Source organism: Pseudomonas allokribbensis (assembly GCF_014863605.1).
Taxonomy (GTDB): domain Bacteria; phylum Pseudomonadota; class Gammaproteobacteria; order Pseudomonadales; family Pseudomonadaceae; genus Aquipseudomonas; species Aquipseudomonas allokribbensis.
Genome location: NZ_CP062252.1, coordinates 1,647,942 through 1,663,904 on the forward strand (window position 1 = coordinate 1,647,942; position 15,963 = coordinate 1,663,904).

At 61.9% G+C, this 15,963-nt stretch carries 15 protein-coding genes; 5 read left to right on the top strand and 10 right to left on the bottom strand.

Annotation, left to right across the window (positions count from 1 at the left end; genetic code table 11):
* Window positions 1-38 precede the first annotated feature (38 nt).
* The gene (locus tag IF199_RS07590; RefSeq protein ID WP_192560060.1) at window positions 39-971 is read left to right on the top strand and encodes a DMT family transporter; all 933 of its coding nucleotides are present in this window, start codon (window positions 39-41) and stop codon (window positions 969-971) included.
* Here IF199_RS07590 and IF199_RS07595 read toward each other — a convergent pair.
* The gene (locus IF199_RS07595) at window positions 916-2,097 is read right to left on the bottom strand and encodes an MFS transporter (RefSeq protein ID WP_192560061.1); all 1,182 of its coding nucleotides are present in this window, start codon (window positions 2,095-2,097) and stop codon (window positions 916-918) included. The genes IF199_RS07590 and IF199_RS07595 overlap by 56 nt on opposite strands.
* A gap of 104 nt (window positions 2,098-2,201) precedes the next feature.
* Between IF199_RS07595 and ptrR the strand changes: the two genes are divergently transcribed.
* Both ptrR and IF199_RS30450 read left to right on the top strand, forming a co-directional pair.
* Window positions 2,202-3,095, top strand: coding sequence for a putrescine utilization regulator PtrR (ptrR, locus tag IF199_RS07600; protein WP_192560062.1), 894 nt, complete (start codon window positions 2,202-2,204; stop codon window positions 3,093-3,095).
* 142 nt (window positions 3,096-3,237) lie between these two features.
* The gene (locus tag IF199_RS30450) at window positions 3,238-3,366 is read left to right on the top strand and encodes a PA1414 family protein (RefSeq protein ID WP_007914492.1); all 129 of its coding nucleotides are present in this window, start codon (window positions 3,238-3,240) and stop codon (window positions 3,364-3,366) included.
* Window positions 3,367-3,472: 106 nt separating this feature from the next.
* Here the strand turns inward: IF199_RS30450 and IF199_RS07605 are convergent, their stop codons facing one another.
* From IF199_RS07605 to speB, 6 genes are all read right to left on the bottom strand, one after another.
* Entirely contained in the window at window positions 3,473-3,721 is a 249-nt protein-coding gene (locus IF199_RS07605; RefSeq protein ID WP_096819337.1) for a phosphopantetheine-containing protein, read from the bottom strand.
* Window positions 3,722-3,766: 45 nt separating this feature from the next.
* Window positions 3,767-4,492 (bottom strand): MBL fold metallo-hydrolase, encoded by a 726-nt coding sequence (locus IF199_RS07610; protein ID WP_192560063.1) that lies wholly within the window; start codon window positions 4,490-4,492, stop codon window positions 3,767-3,769.
* Between the two features lie 83 nt (window positions 4,493-4,575).
* Window positions 4,576-5,955 carry a sodium:solute symporter family protein gene (locus IF199_RS07615; protein ID WP_096819335.1) on the bottom strand — a complete coding sequence of 460 codons (1,380 nt, stop codon included), beginning with the start codon at window positions 5,953-5,955 and terminating at the stop codon, window positions 4,576-4,578.
* 79 nt (window positions 5,956-6,034) lie between these two features.
* Complete coding sequence (locus IF199_RS07620) at window positions 6,035-7,546, bottom strand: purine-cytosine permease family protein (protein ID WP_192560064.1); 1,512 nt, start codon at window positions 7,544-7,546, stop codon at window positions 6,035-6,037.
* A 55-nt stretch (window positions 7,547-7,601) separates the two neighbouring features.
* Entirely contained in the window at window positions 7,602-8,024 is a 423-nt protein-coding gene (locus IF199_RS07625; RefSeq protein WP_096819333.1) for a YybH family protein, read from the bottom strand.
* Between the two features lie 10 nt (window positions 8,025-8,034).
* Window positions 8,035-8,985, bottom strand: a complete 951-nt coding sequence (gene speB, locus IF199_RS07630) for an agmatinase (RefSeq protein ID WP_003222717.1) — start codon at window positions 8,983-8,985, stop codon at window positions 8,035-8,037.
* A gap of 206 nt (window positions 8,986-9,191) precedes the next feature.
* On the opposite strand from speB, the gene IF199_RS07635 reads away from it, so the two are divergent.
* Both IF199_RS07635 and IF199_RS07640 read left to right on the top strand, forming a co-directional pair.
* Window positions 9,192-10,085, top strand: a complete 894-nt coding sequence (locus IF199_RS07635; protein WP_039772530.1) for a LysR family transcriptional regulator — start codon at window positions 9,192-9,194, stop codon at window positions 10,083-10,085.
* 18 nt (window positions 10,086-10,103) lie between these two features.
* Window positions 10,104-10,697 (top strand): tRNA-uridine aminocarboxypropyltransferase, encoded by a 594-nt coding sequence (locus tag IF199_RS07640; RefSeq protein ID WP_192560065.1) that lies wholly within the window; start codon window positions 10,104-10,106, stop codon window positions 10,695-10,697.
* Window positions 10,698-10,814: 117 nt separating this feature from the next.
* Here the strand turns inward: IF199_RS07640 and IF199_RS07645 are convergent, their stop codons facing one another.
* Genes IF199_RS07645 through IF199_RS07655 form a run of 3 tightly spaced genes read right to left on the bottom strand, consistent with a single transcriptional unit; the run spans window position 10,815 to window position 15,734 of the window.
* Window positions 10,815-12,176: an HlyD family type I secretion periplasmic adaptor subunit gene (locus IF199_RS07645; RefSeq protein ID WP_102620302.1), complete on the bottom strand. Its 1,362-nt coding sequence runs from the start codon at window positions 12,174-12,176 to the stop codon at window positions 10,815-10,817.
* A gap of 9 nt (window positions 12,177-12,185) precedes the next feature.
* Complete coding sequence (locus IF199_RS07650; RefSeq protein WP_096819330.1) at window positions 12,186-14,345, bottom strand: type I secretion system permease/ATPase; 2,160 nt, start codon at window positions 14,343-14,345, stop codon at window positions 12,186-12,188.
* A gap of 30 nt (window positions 14,346-14,375) precedes the next feature.
* A complete protein-coding gene (locus tag IF199_RS07655) occupies window positions 14,376-15,734 on the bottom strand; it encodes a TolC family outer membrane protein (RefSeq protein ID WP_096819329.1) in 1,359 nt (452 codons plus the stop codon).
* Window positions 15,735-15,963 lie beyond the last annotated feature (229 nt).

The window sequence follows — 15,963 nt, forward strand, 5'->3', positions numbered from 1 at the left end:
GGAAAAACTGCCATGTTGTGTGTGTTCGAGGTGTTGCGGTGAGCGTCAGTCGGCGCAGTGCCGACGGGTTTGCGCTGCAAGTGATGGTCGGCCTGTGCCTGATCTGGGGCGTGCAGCAGGTGATGATCAAGTGGGCGGCGACCGATATCGCGCCGGTGATGCAGGCGGCGGGGCGGTCGGGAATTTCCGCGTTGCTGGTAGGACTGCTCATCTGCTGGAAGGGCGGCTGGGATCAGGTCGGAGCTACATGGCGCGGCGGCTTGCTGGCCGGTGCCTTGTTCGGTCTGGAGTTCCTGTTTATCTCCGAAGGCTTGCAGTTGACCACGGCCGCGCACATGTCGGTGTTCCTTTACACCGCACCGATCTTCACCGCGCTGGGTGTGCATTTCCTGTTACCCAGCGAGCGTCTGCGACCGGTGCAATGGCTGGGGATTTTCATGGCGTTCGTCGGGATCGCTGTGGCATTTGTCGGCGGCGTGTCGTGGGACAACCTCGATCACCGCATGCTGTTGGGCGATGCCCTCGGCGTGCTGGCCGGGGCCAGTTGGGGCGCGACCACCGTGGTGGTGCGCGCCTCGCGCCTGTCGGAAGCGCCGGTGACGTTGACGCTTTTTTACCAACTGATTGTCGGCTTCGTCGGCCTGCTGTTGATCGCACTGCTCAGCGGCCAGATCACCCACGTCAGCCTGACCGTCGTGGCGGTGGGCAGCGTGTTGTTCCAGGGCCTGGTGGTGTCGTTCTTCAGTTACCTGACCTGGTTCTGGCTGCTGCGCCGTTATCTGGCAGCCAATCTGGCAGTGTTTTCCTTCATGACGCCGTTGTTCGGCGTCACGTTCGGCGTGGTGTTGCTCGGTGAAAAGCTGAGCATGAACTTCATCATCGGTGCCGTGCTGGTGTTGCTCGGCATCACCTTCGTCAGCGCGGAACAGTGGGTACGTCGGCGTTTGCGCAAAGCGCTCGGCCAGTCGTAAGCGGTTTCCACGCCAGGCCACCGGCAATCAGCAGCCCGCTGCCGGCGATCACCAGCGCCGGTTGCAGGCCGCCGCTGAAGTGGCTGCTGACCGCCGCCAGCAGCGGCCCGCTGAGCTGACCGACGGCGAAGCACGCGGTAAGCAGACCGGCGTTGCGCTGGGTGGCGTCGGGCGCCATTTCCCGGGAGCGTTGCATCACCAGTTGCATGCAGGCCAGGAACGGCGTGCCGCACAGGATCACGCCCAAAGCCAGACCGAGGCCGCTGCCCAACAGGCAGGCAAACACCCCGGCGGCCTGCAGCCACAACGTCGCCATCAACCAGTGACGGGTGGTGTCCGGATCATGCCGACGCAAACTCACCAGCAACACACCGATTGCGGCGCCAAGGCCGAAGCATGGCCAGAACAGATCGGCCTGCCATTGCCCGTGAAACTGCGCGTTGGCCATCTGCGACAGGAACGTGGCCGGGATGATGTAGCCCACGCCGTACAAGGCATACACCACCGCCAACCGCGCAATGCCGCGATTCGAATGATTGACGGTGGAAGGTGTGACGCTTGCACCGACGCCCGGTTGCGGCAGGATCCGCACGATTCCCAGCAACATCACCAGTGCCACGGCGGCATAGATCAGCCACAGGGTGGCGGAAGTCTGCTGCGCCAGATGTGAGAACAGCGCCAGCAACCCCGTCAGAAAAATCCCCAGCCCCGGCCCGGCAAATACCAGCGCTCCCAATCTCGGACGACCGGCCGCCGCAGCCAGCGGCTGGCTCAGTGCAGTGATCATCACCAGCACCCACGCACTCGCCACGCCAGTACCGAAACGCAGCAGCAGATGCGACCAGAAACCGTTGGCCCAGAACGACGCCAGCGTCAGCAGCACGCATAACCACAAGCCACCGTGCAGACGCCGTTGCACTTGATCGGGCCGTCGGGAAAACATCGCGTCTATCGCGCCGAGCAGATAGCCGAGGTAGTTGGCTGCCGCAATCAGACCGGCGGCGGTCAGGTCGATCTGCCCTTCGCTGATCAGGTGGGGAAGTTGCGGCGTGAGGGCGAAACGCCCGATGCCCATGGCCATCATCAGGGCAATGAAACTGGCGGATAAGCGAATCAGCGGCGACATGGTCTGGATTCCGTTGGAGGTTCAATGACCGTCAGGCTAGGACTGATTGACTTTCTTTAAAATTGAATAATAGTGAGTAACTTGTTCAGTTCAGGAGAATGATTGTGGAGTTCAGCCAATTGCGGATCTTCCAGGCCGTGGCGGAGGAGGGCTCGATCACTCGCGCCGCCGAACGCCTGCACCGCGTGCCGTCGAACCTGTCGACCCGGCTCAAACAGCTCGAAGAGCAATTGGGCGTCGAACTGTTCGTCCGCGAGCGTCAGCGTTTGCAGTTGTCGCCTGCGGGAAAAGTCCTGCTGGACTACACCGGCAAACTGTTCGCCCTGCGCGATCAGGCCAGTGCGGCGGTGATGGGCGGGCAACCGGCGGGGGATTTCGTGCTCGGCACTCTGTACAGCACCGCCGCGATTCATTTGCCGGCGCTGTTGGCGCGGTATCACAAGCAGTATCCGGCGGTGAATCTGCAGGTGCAGTCCGGGCCTAGCGGCGAATTGCTGGAAGGTTTGCTCACCGGGCGCCTCGACGCGGCGCTGGTGGACGGCCCGCCGCAGCTGGCCGGGATCGACGGAGTGCCGCTGTGCAATGAGCGGCTGGTGCTGATCAGCGAGCCGGATCACCCTCCGGTGCACAGTGCCAAGGATGTCGAGGGGCGGGCGGTGTTCACCTTTCGCCATGGCTGCGCCTACCGTGCGCGGCTGGAGTCGTGGTTCGCGCATTATCACGCGGCGATGGGCCGGGCGATGGAGATCGAGTCCTACCAAGGGATGCTGGCTTGCGTGATTGCCGGTAGCGGTGTGGCGCTGATGTCGGAGTCGATGCTCGCCAGCCTGCCGGGGCGCGAAAGTGTCGCGGTGCACCCGCTGGCCGAGCCGTTTGCCAGTGCGACAACCTGGCTCATGTGGCGCCGGGGCATGGTCGGCGCCAATCTCAATGCGTGGATTGAACAGCAGCAGGCGCTCTATCCCGTGGCTGGCGAAGACACCCGGGAAATCGCTTGAACGATCGGTCAGGGATTCTGATCAATCTGGTAACAGATCATTGCGGATTTCACCGAGCATTGCGTAGGACTTCGGACTATTATCAGTGCGAAGCGGCCTCAGAATTCCGGACGCTCAGCACCACCCTGAAGGGGGCATGACGATGAAAGAGAAAATTCAAAACTGGCTGCACGATTTGGGTGTTGCCCTCGGCTTGATCGAACCGCCTCTGCAACCGGTCCCGATTCGCACTGATGACGAACAGCGTCGGCGTCAGCAGCGTCGGCGCTAATGCCCCGATCTGAATAACAAGGATTTGAAGATAGAGAGATCGCAGTCTTCGGCAGCGCCTGCATGAAAATGTGCAGGCGCTGCCGAAGACTGCGATCTTTTGCTTTTCAGTGTCGCCCGATCTCGATCAGAAACCGGCTCAAGTCGTTCGCGGTTTTCGCGGTCTTGAGCATGTGATCTTCCTCGGCGGTGAATGCCGTCAGTCCGAATTCATCTTCCAGATGGAAGATCAGGTCCTCGATATCCGCCTTCTCCAGACCCAGCTCCGCCAGGCTGGTGCGGTCATTGAATTCGCGGTTTTCCAGCAGACGCTTGATGAACCTGTGCACGGCGGCACGCACGGCAGCTCTTCTCATGGCAGATTTTCAAAAGTGGTGGGTCTGACTGGAGTACAGCAGGCCTCAGGCGTGCCGGCGCAACCATTCGTCAATCATCGAGCGCAGATGCTCCCCTGAAAAACTGCCGAAATGCCCGCCATGCACGGTGCGGATCTTCAGAGCCTGCAAACGCTGCAGGCTGGCGGCGTAATCTTCGAGATTCGAGTGGTAGGCGTCCTCGATCAACGGCCCGTTGTAGATGATGTCGCCGCTGAACAGGGTTTCGCTGGCCGCTTCATAGAGGCTGATCCCGCCCGGCGAATGCCCCGGTGTGTGCAGCACTTGCAGCGTGCGATTGCCCAGGTCCAGCACATCGCCGTCCTCGACAAACCCGGTGGCCGGCGCGGCCTTGACCCGGTATTCGGCGTAGCACAACGGGCAATCCGGGTGCGCTTCGAACATGTCGTCGCCGACGAAGGCTCGGCTCAAGTCATTCTCGCCATCCGGCGCCGCCAGAATGTCCGCCTCGGCAGGGTGTACCAGCCGTTCGGCAAACTCGTGATGCCCGGCGATGTGGTCGAAGTGGCAATGACTGGCTACCGCCACCAACGGCCGTTCGGTCAGCCACGGCAGTTGCTCGCGCAGGCTGACCAGCCCGGAACCGCTGTCGAGCAGCAGATCCTTGTCCCGTCCCTGAACATGCCACAGGTTACAGCGGTAGAAGGGACGGATGTACGGCTCGTGAATCAGGCGAATGCCGTCGCTCAGGTGCTGCACTTCGAACCACTGATCGCGAGAAACAATCTTCATAAAGCATTTTCTCCAGACGAAAAAAAACGGGTGTGGCAACCGACGCCACACCCGTCGAAGAAAGTTGTTGCTACCGTTTCAGCTTAGATCGCGCTGGCCACCACGTTTGGGCGGCGGGACATCAGGCTGACCACCACGAAACTCACCAGACCCACAGCCAGGCTGTAGTAGATCGGGGTGTTGGCGTCCAGACCGTCCTTGACCATGAACAGCAGGGCGGTGGCAAAACCAGTGCCCATGCTGGCGATGGCGCCGGCGGTGGTGGCGCGCTTCCAGAAGATTGCACCGATCAGCGGGATCAGCATGCCGCCCACCAGCAGGTTGTAGGCCAGGGTCAGGGCGCTGATCACGTCGTTGACCACCAGAGCGATACCCAGCACCACGACACCGGTCAGCAGAGTGAATAGGCGGTTGATGCCCAGGCTCGACTGTTTGCCGCCACGCAGTTTCGGCAGCAGGTCTTCGGTCAGGGTGGTGGCGGCGGCGAGCAGGCCGGCGCTGGCGGTGGACATCATCGCGGCCAGGGCAGCGGCGATCACCAGACCACGGATACCGTCCGGCAGCGACAGTTTGACGATCGCGGCGAAGGCGTTGTTGACGTTGTCCAGATCCGGGATCAGCACGTGCGCCGCCATGCCGATCAGGGCACAGGCCAGGCCGTAGAGAATGCAGTAGATACCCGCGATGCTACCGGCGTACTGAGCGACTTTGGCGGTCTTGACGGTGAACACCCGTTGCCAGATGTCCTGACCGATCAGGATGCCGAAGAAGTAGATCATGAAGTAGGTGATGATCGTGTCCCAACCGATGGTGGTGAAGCTGAAGGCGGTGGCCGGCAGTTTCAGCACCAGCTCGTCCCAGCCGCCGACGCGGTACAGGCAGATGGGCAGGAGGATGAACATCAGGCCGACGGTCTTGATGATGAACTGGACGATGTCGGTCAGGGTCAGCGACCACATGCCGCCGATGGCCGAGTACACCACCACCACGCCACCGCCGAGCAGTACCGAGATCCAGAACGGCAGGCCGAACAGCACTTGCAGCACGGTGCCGATGGCGAGGATCGAGGTCACGCCGATCATCAGCGCGTAGGCCAGCATGATCGCCGCGCTCGCCGAGCGGGCCATCGGGTTGTAGCGTTTTTCCAGCACCTGGGTAACGGTGTAGATCTTCAGTTTCAGCAGCGGCTTGGCCAGGAACAGGTTCAGCGCCACGATGCCGCAACCCAGTGCCGCGCACAGCCAGAAACCGGAGATGCCGTGCACATAGCCCAGGCGGACGGTGCCGACGGTGGACGCGCCACCGAGAACGGTCGCAGCCATGGTGCCCATGTACAGGCTCGGGCCGAGGTTACGCCCGGCAACCAGGAAGTCCTCGTTGGTCTTGGCCTTGCGCATGCCGAAGTAGCCGAGCAAGAGCATGCCGGCGGCGTAGATGAGGACGACGAATAAATCCAAAGCCATGATGGCGTGTCTCCGATTGTCTTTTTTATGGGGTGGAACTCTGTGGGAGAAGGCTGACCCCCACAGGCGATTCGTTTATTCAGGCAGCCTGACGCAGCGCCGCTTCAGCCGGCGCATGCACGCCATTGCTCCGGGGATCCTTCGGGCCGTAGACCAGCGCCGGTTCCGGGAACAGGCTCAGCAGCATCAGGTACATCACCGAGGCCAGACCGAGGGTCACCAGCAGGCTGATGTCGATGCCACCGGCCAGTTCACCCAGCGGGCCGACGAACTGCCCCGGCAGGTTGACGAAGCACAGGCCGACCGCCGCGCTCGGGATCCACGCGCCCAGGCCGCGCCAGTTCCAGCCGTGGCTGAACCAGTAGCGTCCGCCTTGCTCGCCGCGCGTGAACACTTGCAGATCGTCCGGGCAGTAGAAGCCGCGACGCACCACCAGGCCGATGATCATGATCACCATCCATGGGGTGGTGCAGGTGATGATCAGCACGGCGAAGGTCGACACGCTCTGCACCAGGTTTGCCGCGAAGCGCCCGATGAAGATGAAGGCAATCGACAGCACGCCGATCAGCAACGTCGCCTTGACCCGCGACAGCAGGCGAGGGAACACGCTGGACATGTCCAGCCCGGTGCCATACAGCGACGTGGTGCCGGTGGACATGCCGCCGATCACCGCAATCAGGCACACCGGCAGGAAGAACCAGCTCGGCGATACCGCCAGCAGGCCGCCGACGTAGTTGTTGGCCGCGATGTAGTCCGGTGCCTGGATCGCCACGATGGTCGCGGTGGTCAGGCCGAACAGGAACGGAATGAACGTGGCGATCTGCGAGAAAATCACCGCTGCCATGATCCGCTGACGCGAGGTTTCACGCGGGATATAGCGGGCCCAGTCGCCGAGGAACGCGCCGAAGGAAATCGGGTTGCTCATCGCCACCAGCGCGGCGCCGATGAAGGCTGCCCAGAAGCCTGGCTGGCCGAGACTGACGGTGCCGGCGTAGTGCGAATCGAAAGGACCGGCGAAAGCGAAGATGCCCAGCAGGAACAGCAGGCTCGCGCTCCACACCGCCACCTTGTTCACCCACAACAGGAAGCGGAAGCCGTAGATGCATACGGTCAGCACCAGAATCGCGAACAGACCGTAGGCCAGGCCCAGAGTCAGGTCGGTTTCCGGCAGGCCGATCAGGCGTTTCGCACCACCAATCAACGCATCCCCCGAACTCCACACCGAGAGCGAGAAGAAGGCGATGGCGGTCAGCAACGACAGGAACGAACCGACGATCCGCCCGTGCACGCCGAAGTGCGCACCGGACGACACAGCATTGTTGGTGCCATTGATCGGGCCGAACAGGCCCATCGGTGCGAGGATCAGCGAGCCGAGCAGCACACCCGAGACAATCGCCCAGACGCCCGCCTGAAAGGACAGGCCGAACAGCACCGGGAAACTGCCGAGCACGGCGGTGGCAAAGGTATTCGCGCCGCCAAAGATCATGCGGAACAAATCCACGGGACCGGCGGTGCGTTCGTTGTCCGGGATCTGTTCGACCCCGTGGGTTTCAATCTGCGTAAGGCTTTGGTCTTTGTTGTTGTTATTCATGATCTGCTCCGATCATAAAGGCGCGCTCATCGTGCGTGAGCGTCACCTGTCTTGGCTAAGGGGATGGCAGCCCTTCCGGCATTGCGGACAAATGTTCGTGGCAGGCCAGCCAATGGCCTTGTTGTTCTAGGCTCGACGCTTGTTTCCTGAAAACAATCGTCTCGCGCTCCTGGCTGAAGTGTTGCTCCCCTTGCATGCGCAGCTCGGTGGCCACGTCATGGATGAAAATCGCCACGTCACCCTGCAGGCTGACGAAGGCGTTGCTCGAGATGCAGGACAGCACCTCGAAGCCATCCTCGGCGCGCCAGCTGTCCCACAACGCCTGATAGGCATCGCGCGACAGCAGGGGCTGTTCGAGGGTGTAGAACACGAAGCTCGCATCGGCGCTGAACGCGCCGAAGTAGGCTTCGCGATCGTTGCGGGCGAAGGCGGACACCAGATCGGCGGCCGCTTTCAGAACCTGATCGCGTTCGTTCATAACCCGACCCTCAGCGGTGGACGACGCCCGGCAGTACGCAGAGCATTTCGTACAGCAGGTTGGCGGCCAGCAGCGAGGTGTTGCCGGTGGTGTCATAAGCGGGCGAGACTTCTACCAGATCGCAACCGATCAGGTCGAGGCCCTGGCAGCCGCGAACGATTTCAATTGCCTGAATGGTCGTCAGACCACCGATTTCCGGGGTGCCGGTGCCAGGCGCCCAGGCCGGGTCGATGCCGTCGATGTCGAAGCTCAGGTACACCGGGCCGCCACCGACTTTCTCGCGCACTTCGGCCATCAGCGGTGCCAGCGACTTGTGCCAGCACTCTTCGGCTTGAACAACGCGGAAGCCCTGATCGCGACTCCAGTTGAAGTCGTCAGCGGTGTAGCCCTGCGCACGCAGACCAATCTGCACCACACGGTCGCAGTCCAGAAGGCCTTCTTCGACGGCGCGACGGAAGGTCGTACCGTGGGCGATCTTCTCGCCGAACATGTGATCGTTGACGTCAGCGTGAGCGTCGATGTGCACCAGACCGACCTTGCCGTGCTTTTTGTGGATCGCACGCAGGATCGGCAGGGTGATGGTGTGGTCGCCACCCAGGGTCATCGGGATGACGTTGTGCTCGAGGATGTTGTCGTAGGCTTCTTCGATGATGCGCACGGCGTCGAGCAGGTTGAAGGTGTTGATCGCCACGTCACCGATGTCGGCAACCGACAGCGAGTCGAACGGCGCAGCGCCGGTGGCCATGTTGTACGGGCGGATCATCACCGATTCGGTGCGGATGTCGCGTGGCCCGAAGCGGGTGCCGGGGCGCAGCGAAGTACCGATGTCCAGCGGCACGCCAACGAAGGCAGCGTCCAGACCGGCAGCGGTCGGTACATGGGGGAGTCGGAGCATGGTGGCGATGCCGCCGAAGCGCGGCATTTCGTTGCCGCCCAGTGGTTGGTGAAGAATCTTGTCCACGGGTAGGGCCTCATCGTCTTTGTTTTATTTATGTCGGCGCGCCGCATTCGCAAGGTCACGGGCACCGCTGTGGGGCCGATTCTGCGAAATGTAGTGAGGCGAAAGAATCGCTACGGGCAAATACTTAGTTCAGATTTTTCTAAACTAATGGAATGGCTGGAGATAGACTTCTCGCCCATGCTCGTTGCCCGATCAGTGGAGTCCCCATGGCCAACGCTTTACCCGACCTGAAACTTTTGCGCATCTTCGTCAGCGTCGTGCGCCATCAGGGGTTTGCCAACGCGCAGCAGGAACTCAACCTGTCGACCTCGGCGATCAGCACCTACATGAGCCAGCTCGAAGCCGCGCTCGGTCTGGTGCTGTGCCATCGCGGGCGCGGTGGTTTCAGCCTGACCAGCAAAGGCGAGCTGTTCCATCAGGAAACCCTGCGTCTGCTGGCCGAACTCGAAGGTTTCGAGCAATACGCCGCGGCGCTCAAGGGTGAACTGCGCGGTACGCTCAACCTCGGGGTGATCGACTCCACCGTCAGTGACAAGGCCCTGCCGTTCGCCGAAGCCATCGGCGCCTACAGCCAGGAACACCCGGCGGTGCATTTGCACCTGTCGGTGATGAGCCCCTACGAATTGCAACTCGGCGTACAGGACAACCGACTCGATCTGGCCATCGGCGCGTTCTCCACGCGCATGAGCGGTCTGGTGTACATGCCGCTGTACCGCGAACAGCACTGGCTGTATTGCAGTAATCGTCACCCGTTGTTCAACGAGCGGCGGATTCCCGAGCAGGTCATCACCCAGCAACGCATGGTCGGGCGCGGCTACTGGAGCCAGGCGGAACTGGCGCGTCACGGCTTCAAACACAGCGCCGCGACCGTGGAAAGTATGGAGGCGCAGCTGATTCTGGTGCTGTCCGGTGCCTACATCGGTTATCTGCCGGAGCACTACGCTCAGGCCTGGGCCGACAAGGGTGATTTGCGGGTGCTGCTGCCGGCAACCTTCGGTTATCAGGCGCCATTCTCGATGATCATGCGCCGTGGCCGCAGCCGCGAGCCGCTGATCCAGACCTTCCGCGATCTGCTCAAAGCGCAGCTCAATCAGGCCTAGCTTTCAGGAACAAGAAGTATGTCCAGACCTCAATGCCCGCGCTGCTTGCGCCCACAAACCCACTGCCTGTGCCCGCTGATCCCCAGCCTCGACAGCCGCACTCGGGTGTTGCTGTTGCAGCACCCGAGCGAGGTCAATCACGCGCTCAACACTGCACGGCTGGCAGCGCTCGGTTTGAACAATGCCGAACTGATCGTCGGCGAAGTGTTCGAGGATCTGCCTGCGCTGCTGAATCGGCCGGGGTATCGGGCGCGGTTGCTGTTTCCGGCGGACGATGCGCAGCCGATGCAGGCTTACGCCGCATCGGATGAGCCGCTGTTGCTGGTGGTGCCGGACGGCACGTGGCGCAAGGCACGCAAGATGCTGCACCTGAATCCGCTGCTGGCGGCATTGCCTCGCGTGACTTTGGCGGAGGGCGGGGTCTCACGGTATCGGTTGCGCAAGGCACCGGGGCCGGGGGCGTTGTCGACTATCGAGGCGATCGTTCAGGCGTTGCAGACCCTGGAAGCGCCGGCTTCTTTCGATCCGTTGCTCAAGCCGTTCGAGGCGTTGATCGAGGGGCAGATTGCGGCGATGGGGGAGGAGACCTTCCAAAAGAATCACGGATACTGATCGTTCCCACGCTCTGCGTGGGAATGCATACAGTGACGCTCTGCGTCACCGTCGCGAAGGGACGCGGAGCGTCCCGGGCGGCATTCCCACGCGGAGCGTGGGAACGATCAGATGAGGCTAGCGTTCGCGCATCGCCTCGGTGCGCGCCTTCAGCACCGGTTTGAGCAAGTAATCCAGCACGCTTTTCTCCCCGGTAATGATGTCCACCGTGGCAACCATCCCCGGAATGATCAGCAGCGGTTTCACGTCCCCGCCCAAATGGTTTTTGTCGGTGCGCACCTGGATCAGGTAGAAGCTGTTGCCCTTGTCGTCGGTGATGGTGTCGGCACCGATCAGCTCAAGTTTGGCGCTCAGCCCACCGTAGATCGTGTAGTCGTAGGCACTGAACTTGACCATGGCTTTCTGGCCCGGATGCAGGAACGCCACGTCCTGCGGACGGACCTTGGCTTCGATCAGCAGGTTGTCTTCCAGCGGCACGATTTCCACCATGTCGCTGCCCGGCTGCACCACGCCGCCGATGGTGTTGACCTTCAACTGCTTGATCACCCCGTGTACCGGCGAGGTCACGGTGGTGCGGCTGACGCGGTCGTCGATGGCGATGCTCGACGCCGTGATTTTCGACAGGTCGGTGCGCTTCTGGTTGAGGTCCTTGGCCGCGTCGGAGCGGAAGGTCTGTTCCGATTCGTCGATCTTGCTCTTGATCTCGTTGATCGCCGATTCGGCCCGGGGAATGGCCAGGGTCGTGGCGTTCAACGAGCCACGAATTTCCACCGCACTGCGCTTGAGCCGCAGGATCTCCACTGGCGAAACCGCCCCGGTGCCTACCAGTGGCGATGACATGTTCATTTCTTGCTGGAGCAGCGCCAGGCTGGAACTGTACTGACCCTGCTTGGAGCGAAATTCCGCCAGCTCCTGGGTCTTCTGCCGCAACTGTTCGGTGAGGGTGCGTTGTTCGCTGGCCAGCCGCCGCTGACGCTGGTCGTACAGCGCACGTTCGTCTTCGGCCACTTGTGGCGCCTTGCTGACGACTTCGTCCGAGAGTTTCATCGGCCGGCCTTCTGACTCGGCGGATAGTCGCTCGACCTGGGCCATCAATGCATAGCGATCCGCCTCGCTCTCACCCTTGTTCGACAGAAACCGCGTGTCATCCAGGCGCAGCAGGGTGTCGCCCTTGTTCACCATTTGCCCTTCACGCACAAAGATCTCGGTGACGATCCCGCCCTCGAGGTTCTGGATCACCTGGACCTTGCTCGACGGAATCGCCTTGCCTTCGCCCATGGTCACTTCTTCGAGCACCGCGAATTTGGCCCAGACCAGCGCGCTGATCAGCAGTGCCGCCGCCAGCCACACGGTGATGCGCGACCAGCGCGGCGAATCCTGCAACGAAGCGCCGGCAGTTTCCGGCATGAATTCGGCTTCGGCGCTTTTGCCGAAACTGTCGAAGTAACCGCGCTGTTTTGACGATGAGGAAGCAGACATGGGCAACTCCTAGACCGCCGCCGAGCCGACCCGGCCCTTGCGCAGTGCATCGATGACCGCTTCTTTCGGACCGTCGGCGACGATCCGGCCGTTGTCCAGCACCAGCAACCGGTCCACCAGGCTCAGCATCGAGGTGCGGTGGGTGACCAGCAGCAAGGTTTTGCCCTGCACCCAGCCGTGAAGCTTCTGGCGCAGGACGTCTTCGCTGCTGTTGTCCATGGCGCTGGTGGGTTCGTCGAGCAGCATGATCGGCGGGTCGAGCAACAGCGCTCGCGCCAGCAGGACTGCCTGGCGTTGACCGCCGGAAAGCAATTGCCCGCGCTCGCCGACCGGCCGATCGAAGCCTTGTGGGTGCTGGCGGGCAAGCTCGGTGACGCCGGTCAGTTCGGCCACTTCGAGCATTCGCGAATCGCTGACGTAGCGGGCGCCGAGCGTGAGGTTGTCGCGCAGGCTGCCGGCCAGCAGTGGCAGATCATGGGCGACATAACCGATCTGCTGGCGCAGGTCGGCGACATCCAGTTGCCGCAGGTCGAGGCCGTCGAGCAGTAATTGGCCTTCTTCCGGTTCGTAGAAACCCATCACCAGTCGCGCCAGCGTGCTTTTGCCGGAACCGCTGCGACCGATGATGCCGATCCGCTCGCCGGGCTTGACGCTGAAACTGATATTGCTCAGGGCCGGGGCGTTCTGGCCGTTGTAATGGAAGGTCACTGCATTGGCGTCCAGCGCCCCTTGCAATTGCGTGCGCTCCAGCGGCCGTTGTTTGCCGTCGCGCTCCTGAGGCAAAGACATCAGGGCGTCGGTACTTTTCATGGTCAGTTGCGCTTGCTGGTAGCGGGTGATCAACCCGGCGATCTGGCCCAGTGGCGCGAGCACGCGGCTGCCGAGCATGTAACTGGCCACCAGCGCACCGACGCTGAGGTTGCCGGCGATGATGCTGTAAACCCCGGCGACGATGGTCGCCATCCCCGAGAACTGCTGGATGAACAGCGTGCCATTGGTGGCCAGCGCCGAGAGGTTGCGTGCGTGGCTGTCGAGGCGGGTGAGGGCGCCGTGGGTGCTTTCCCACTTGTGCTGGCGCTCGCTTTCGGCGCTGCACGCCTTGAGGGTTTCCAGTCCGCCGAGGGTTTCGATCAGCAATGCCTGACGCTCGGCACCGAGGCTCAGGCTTTTCTGCACGGTGTCGCGCAGGCGAACCTGAATGATCATCGCGAACACAATCGTGATCGGAAACGCCAGCAGCGGAATCACCACCAGCCAGCCGCCCAGCAGGCCGATCACCACCAGCATCAGCACCACGAAGGGCAGGTCGATCAGGCTGGTCAGGGTCACGGCGGTGAGAAACTCCCGCAGGCCTTGAAAGTCATGAATGCTCTGGGCGAAACCGCCGATGGTCGCCGGCCGGGCCTTCATCGCCATGCCGGTGATGCGCTCGAATAAAGTCGCGGAAAGGATCACGTCGGTCTTCTTTCCGGCGGTGTCCAGCAGGTGCGCGCGCACCACCCGCAGCACCAGTTCGAAACCGGTGCCGATCAGCAGTCCGATGGCCAGCACCCACAGGGTCGACGTGGCCTGGTTCGGCACCACGCGGTCGTAGGTTTGCATGACGAACAGCGGCACCATCAGGCCCAGCAGGTTGATCAGGAAACTGGCGAGGATCGCGTCGCTGTACAGCCATTTCGACAGCTTCAGGGTGTCGCGAAACCACGCTTGCACCCTTGGCACCAACGGTGAACGCAGGTCTTCCAGTTCATGCCGTGGCCGGGCGAACAAGGCCTGGCCGGTGTAGTGTTCGGTGAGTTCTTCGTGGCTGACCCACTGTTCGCCGCCATCGGCTTCACTGGGCAGAATCAGGGCTTTGCCGTCATCGGCAAAACGCCGCAGCACAGCCGTGCGGCCATTGCCCAACAGCAACAGCACCGGCAGGTTGAGCGGGGAAATGTCCTTGAGGTCGCGGCGCAGCAGCCGCGCCTGCAAACCGGCCCGGGCCGCCGCACGGGGCAGCAGGTCCAGGCTCAGGCGTTGTTTGTCCAGGGGCAGCCCGGCACTCAGGCTGGCGCGACTGACTGTCGCGCCGTGCAGTTTGCAGAGGATCAACAGACCGTCGAGTAACGGATCATCGAAGCTCAGCCGCGGATCGACCCCGGAAACACCGGGTTCCATGCTGGTCATATTGATCGCTCCCTGGCTACATCATCGGGACTACTTCAGTTCGGGCAAGCGCGCCTCGTTCTTCACTTCGGCAGCGGCAATCGCGTCGGCCGGCAGCACCACCCGTTGCTTGCTCAGCAACTGACCCATGTTCGCCAGCACGCGGTACATCGAAAACTCCTCGGTGTAGCGGATTTCGGTGTAGCGGCGATTGGCGTTGTACAGCTCGTTTTCACTGTCGAGCAGGTCGAGCAGGGTGCGTTGGCCGAGGCCGAACTGATCCTGATACGCGGCGCGTACACGCTTGGTGGTTTCGGCGTATTCACGGGCGGTCGGGGTCTGTTTCTTGGCGTTGACCATGGCGTTCCAGGCCAGGTGAATGTTCTCGTTGAGCTGGCGCAGGGCGTTGTTGCGGATGTCCATGGCCTGGTTGATCTGGTGCGCATCGGAGGCCAGTCGCGCCTTGTCGCTGCCGCCACGGAACAGGTTGTAGTTCATCACCACGCCGACGCGCCATTCATTGTCGTGGCCCTCGTCGCCCTGCACGTTGTTGTTGGCACCGACCGCCGCTTCGGCATCGAAGCGCGGGTAGAACGGCGACTTGGCGACTTCGTACTGACTCTCGGCCGATTGCACGTCGGCCTGGGCGGATTTCAGGTACGGGTTGTTCTCGACCATGCTCTGTTGGGCTTCGGGCAGGCTGGTGGGCAATTCACCACGGGTCGAAGCCGGCGCTTCCAGTTCATCGGGCATGCGCCCGACCACGGCGTAGAAGTTCGATTCGGCATCCGCCAGATCGACTTCGGCGGTGTCGAGGTTGTTCTGCGCCAGCGCCTTACGGGCGACCGACTGATCGGAGTCGGCGGTGCTGCCGATGCCGCGCTGGGTGCGCAGGCCGATCTGGTCATTGACGCGCAAATGCGCCTGCAGGTTGTTCTTGGCCAGGGTCACCAGTTCGCGGCGCTTGAGCACTTCGAGATAGACCTCGATGGTGCGCAGGGCCAGGTCCTGGGCGGTGCCTTGCGCGTAGTACGCGCGCGAGTTGGAAACGCCCTTGGTGCGCTCGACTTCGTTGGCGGTATTGAAACCGTCGAACAGCATCTGCCGCAGACGCAGCTCGGACTGGGTGTAGTTGAGAATTTCGGTGTGGTGGTTACCGAGGGCCCGGGTGTTGGTGTTGTCGCTGTAACCGCGCCCGTAAGCGGCGTTCAGATCCACCGATGGATAGAAGCCGCCCTTGGCGACTTTCACCTGTTCATCGGCCGACAGTTTGGCGTCTACGCGCGAAGCCAGTTCCGGGTGGGTCGCGATGGTGCTTTGTATCGCTTCGGTGAGGTTCATGGCCTGGGCTTGAGAAGTGCAAGCCATGGCCAGCAAAACCGCACTGCAAAGGGGGGTTAGAACGCGCATGGGTGCATCTCCCTGAGTCCTGATGGTGTATTGCTGTCGCCAATTTATTGACGATATTTTTTAGGTTTGGCGTTTCATCGCTGTTACAACAGAGCTAAGAACATCCTGAAGCGTAGCTAAGAAAAAATTTTCATATGGCTTATGCCAAAAAAAACTTATGCGCTTCGCCAAATCCAGCACATTGTTCCTCTCGAAAGCCTTTGTTTTATGTGCTTTAGGGAGTGCAGAA

Bases quoted from the DNA above. Each gene is read 5' to 3' on its own strand.
- IF199_RS07595 (WP_192560061.1), bottom strand. From the start codon at position 2,097: ATGTCGCCGCTGATTCGCTTATCCGCCAGTTTCATTGCCCTGATGATG.
- IF199_RS30450 (WP_007914492.1), top strand. From the start codon at position 3,238: ATGAAAGAGAAAATTCAAAACTGGCTGCACGATTTGGGTGTTGCCCTC.
- IF199_RS07605 (WP_096819337.1), bottom strand. From the start codon at position 3,721: ATGAGAAGAGCTGCCGTGCGTGCCGCCGTGCACAGGTTCATCAAGCGT.
- IF199_RS07610 (WP_192560063.1), bottom strand. From the start codon at position 4,492: ATGAAGATTGTTTCTCGCGATCAGTGGTTCGAAGTGCAGCACCTGAGC.
- IF199_RS07615 (WP_096819335.1), bottom strand. From the start codon at position 5,955: ATGGCTTTGGATTTATTCGTCGTCCTCATCTACGCCGCCGGCATGCTC.
- IF199_RS07620 (WP_192560064.1), bottom strand. From the start codon at position 7,546: ATGAATAACAACAACAAAGACCAAAGCCTTACGCAGATTGAAACCCAC.
- IF199_RS07625 (WP_096819333.1), bottom strand. From the start codon at position 8,024: ATGAACGAACGCGATCAGGTTCTGAAAGCGGCCGCCGATCTGGTGTCC.
- IF199_RS07635 (WP_039772530.1), top strand. From the start codon at position 9,192: ATGGCCAACGCTTTACCCGACCTGAAACTTTTGCGCATCTTCGTCAGC.
- IF199_RS07640 (WP_192560065.1), top strand. From the start codon at position 10,104: ATGTCCAGACCTCAATGCCCGCGCTGCTTGCGCCCACAAACCCACTGC.
- IF199_RS07645 (WP_102620302.1), bottom strand. From the start codon at position 12,176: ATGTCTGCTTCCTCATCGTCAAAACAGCGCGGTTACTTCGACAGTTTC.
- IF199_RS07650 (WP_096819330.1), bottom strand. From the start codon at position 14,345: ATGACCAGCATGGAACCCGGTGTTTCCGGGGTCGATCCGCGGCTGAGC.
- IF199_RS07655 (WP_096819329.1), bottom strand. From the start codon at position 15,734: ATGCGCGTTCTAACCCCCCTTTGCAGTGCGGTTTTGCTGGCCATGGCT.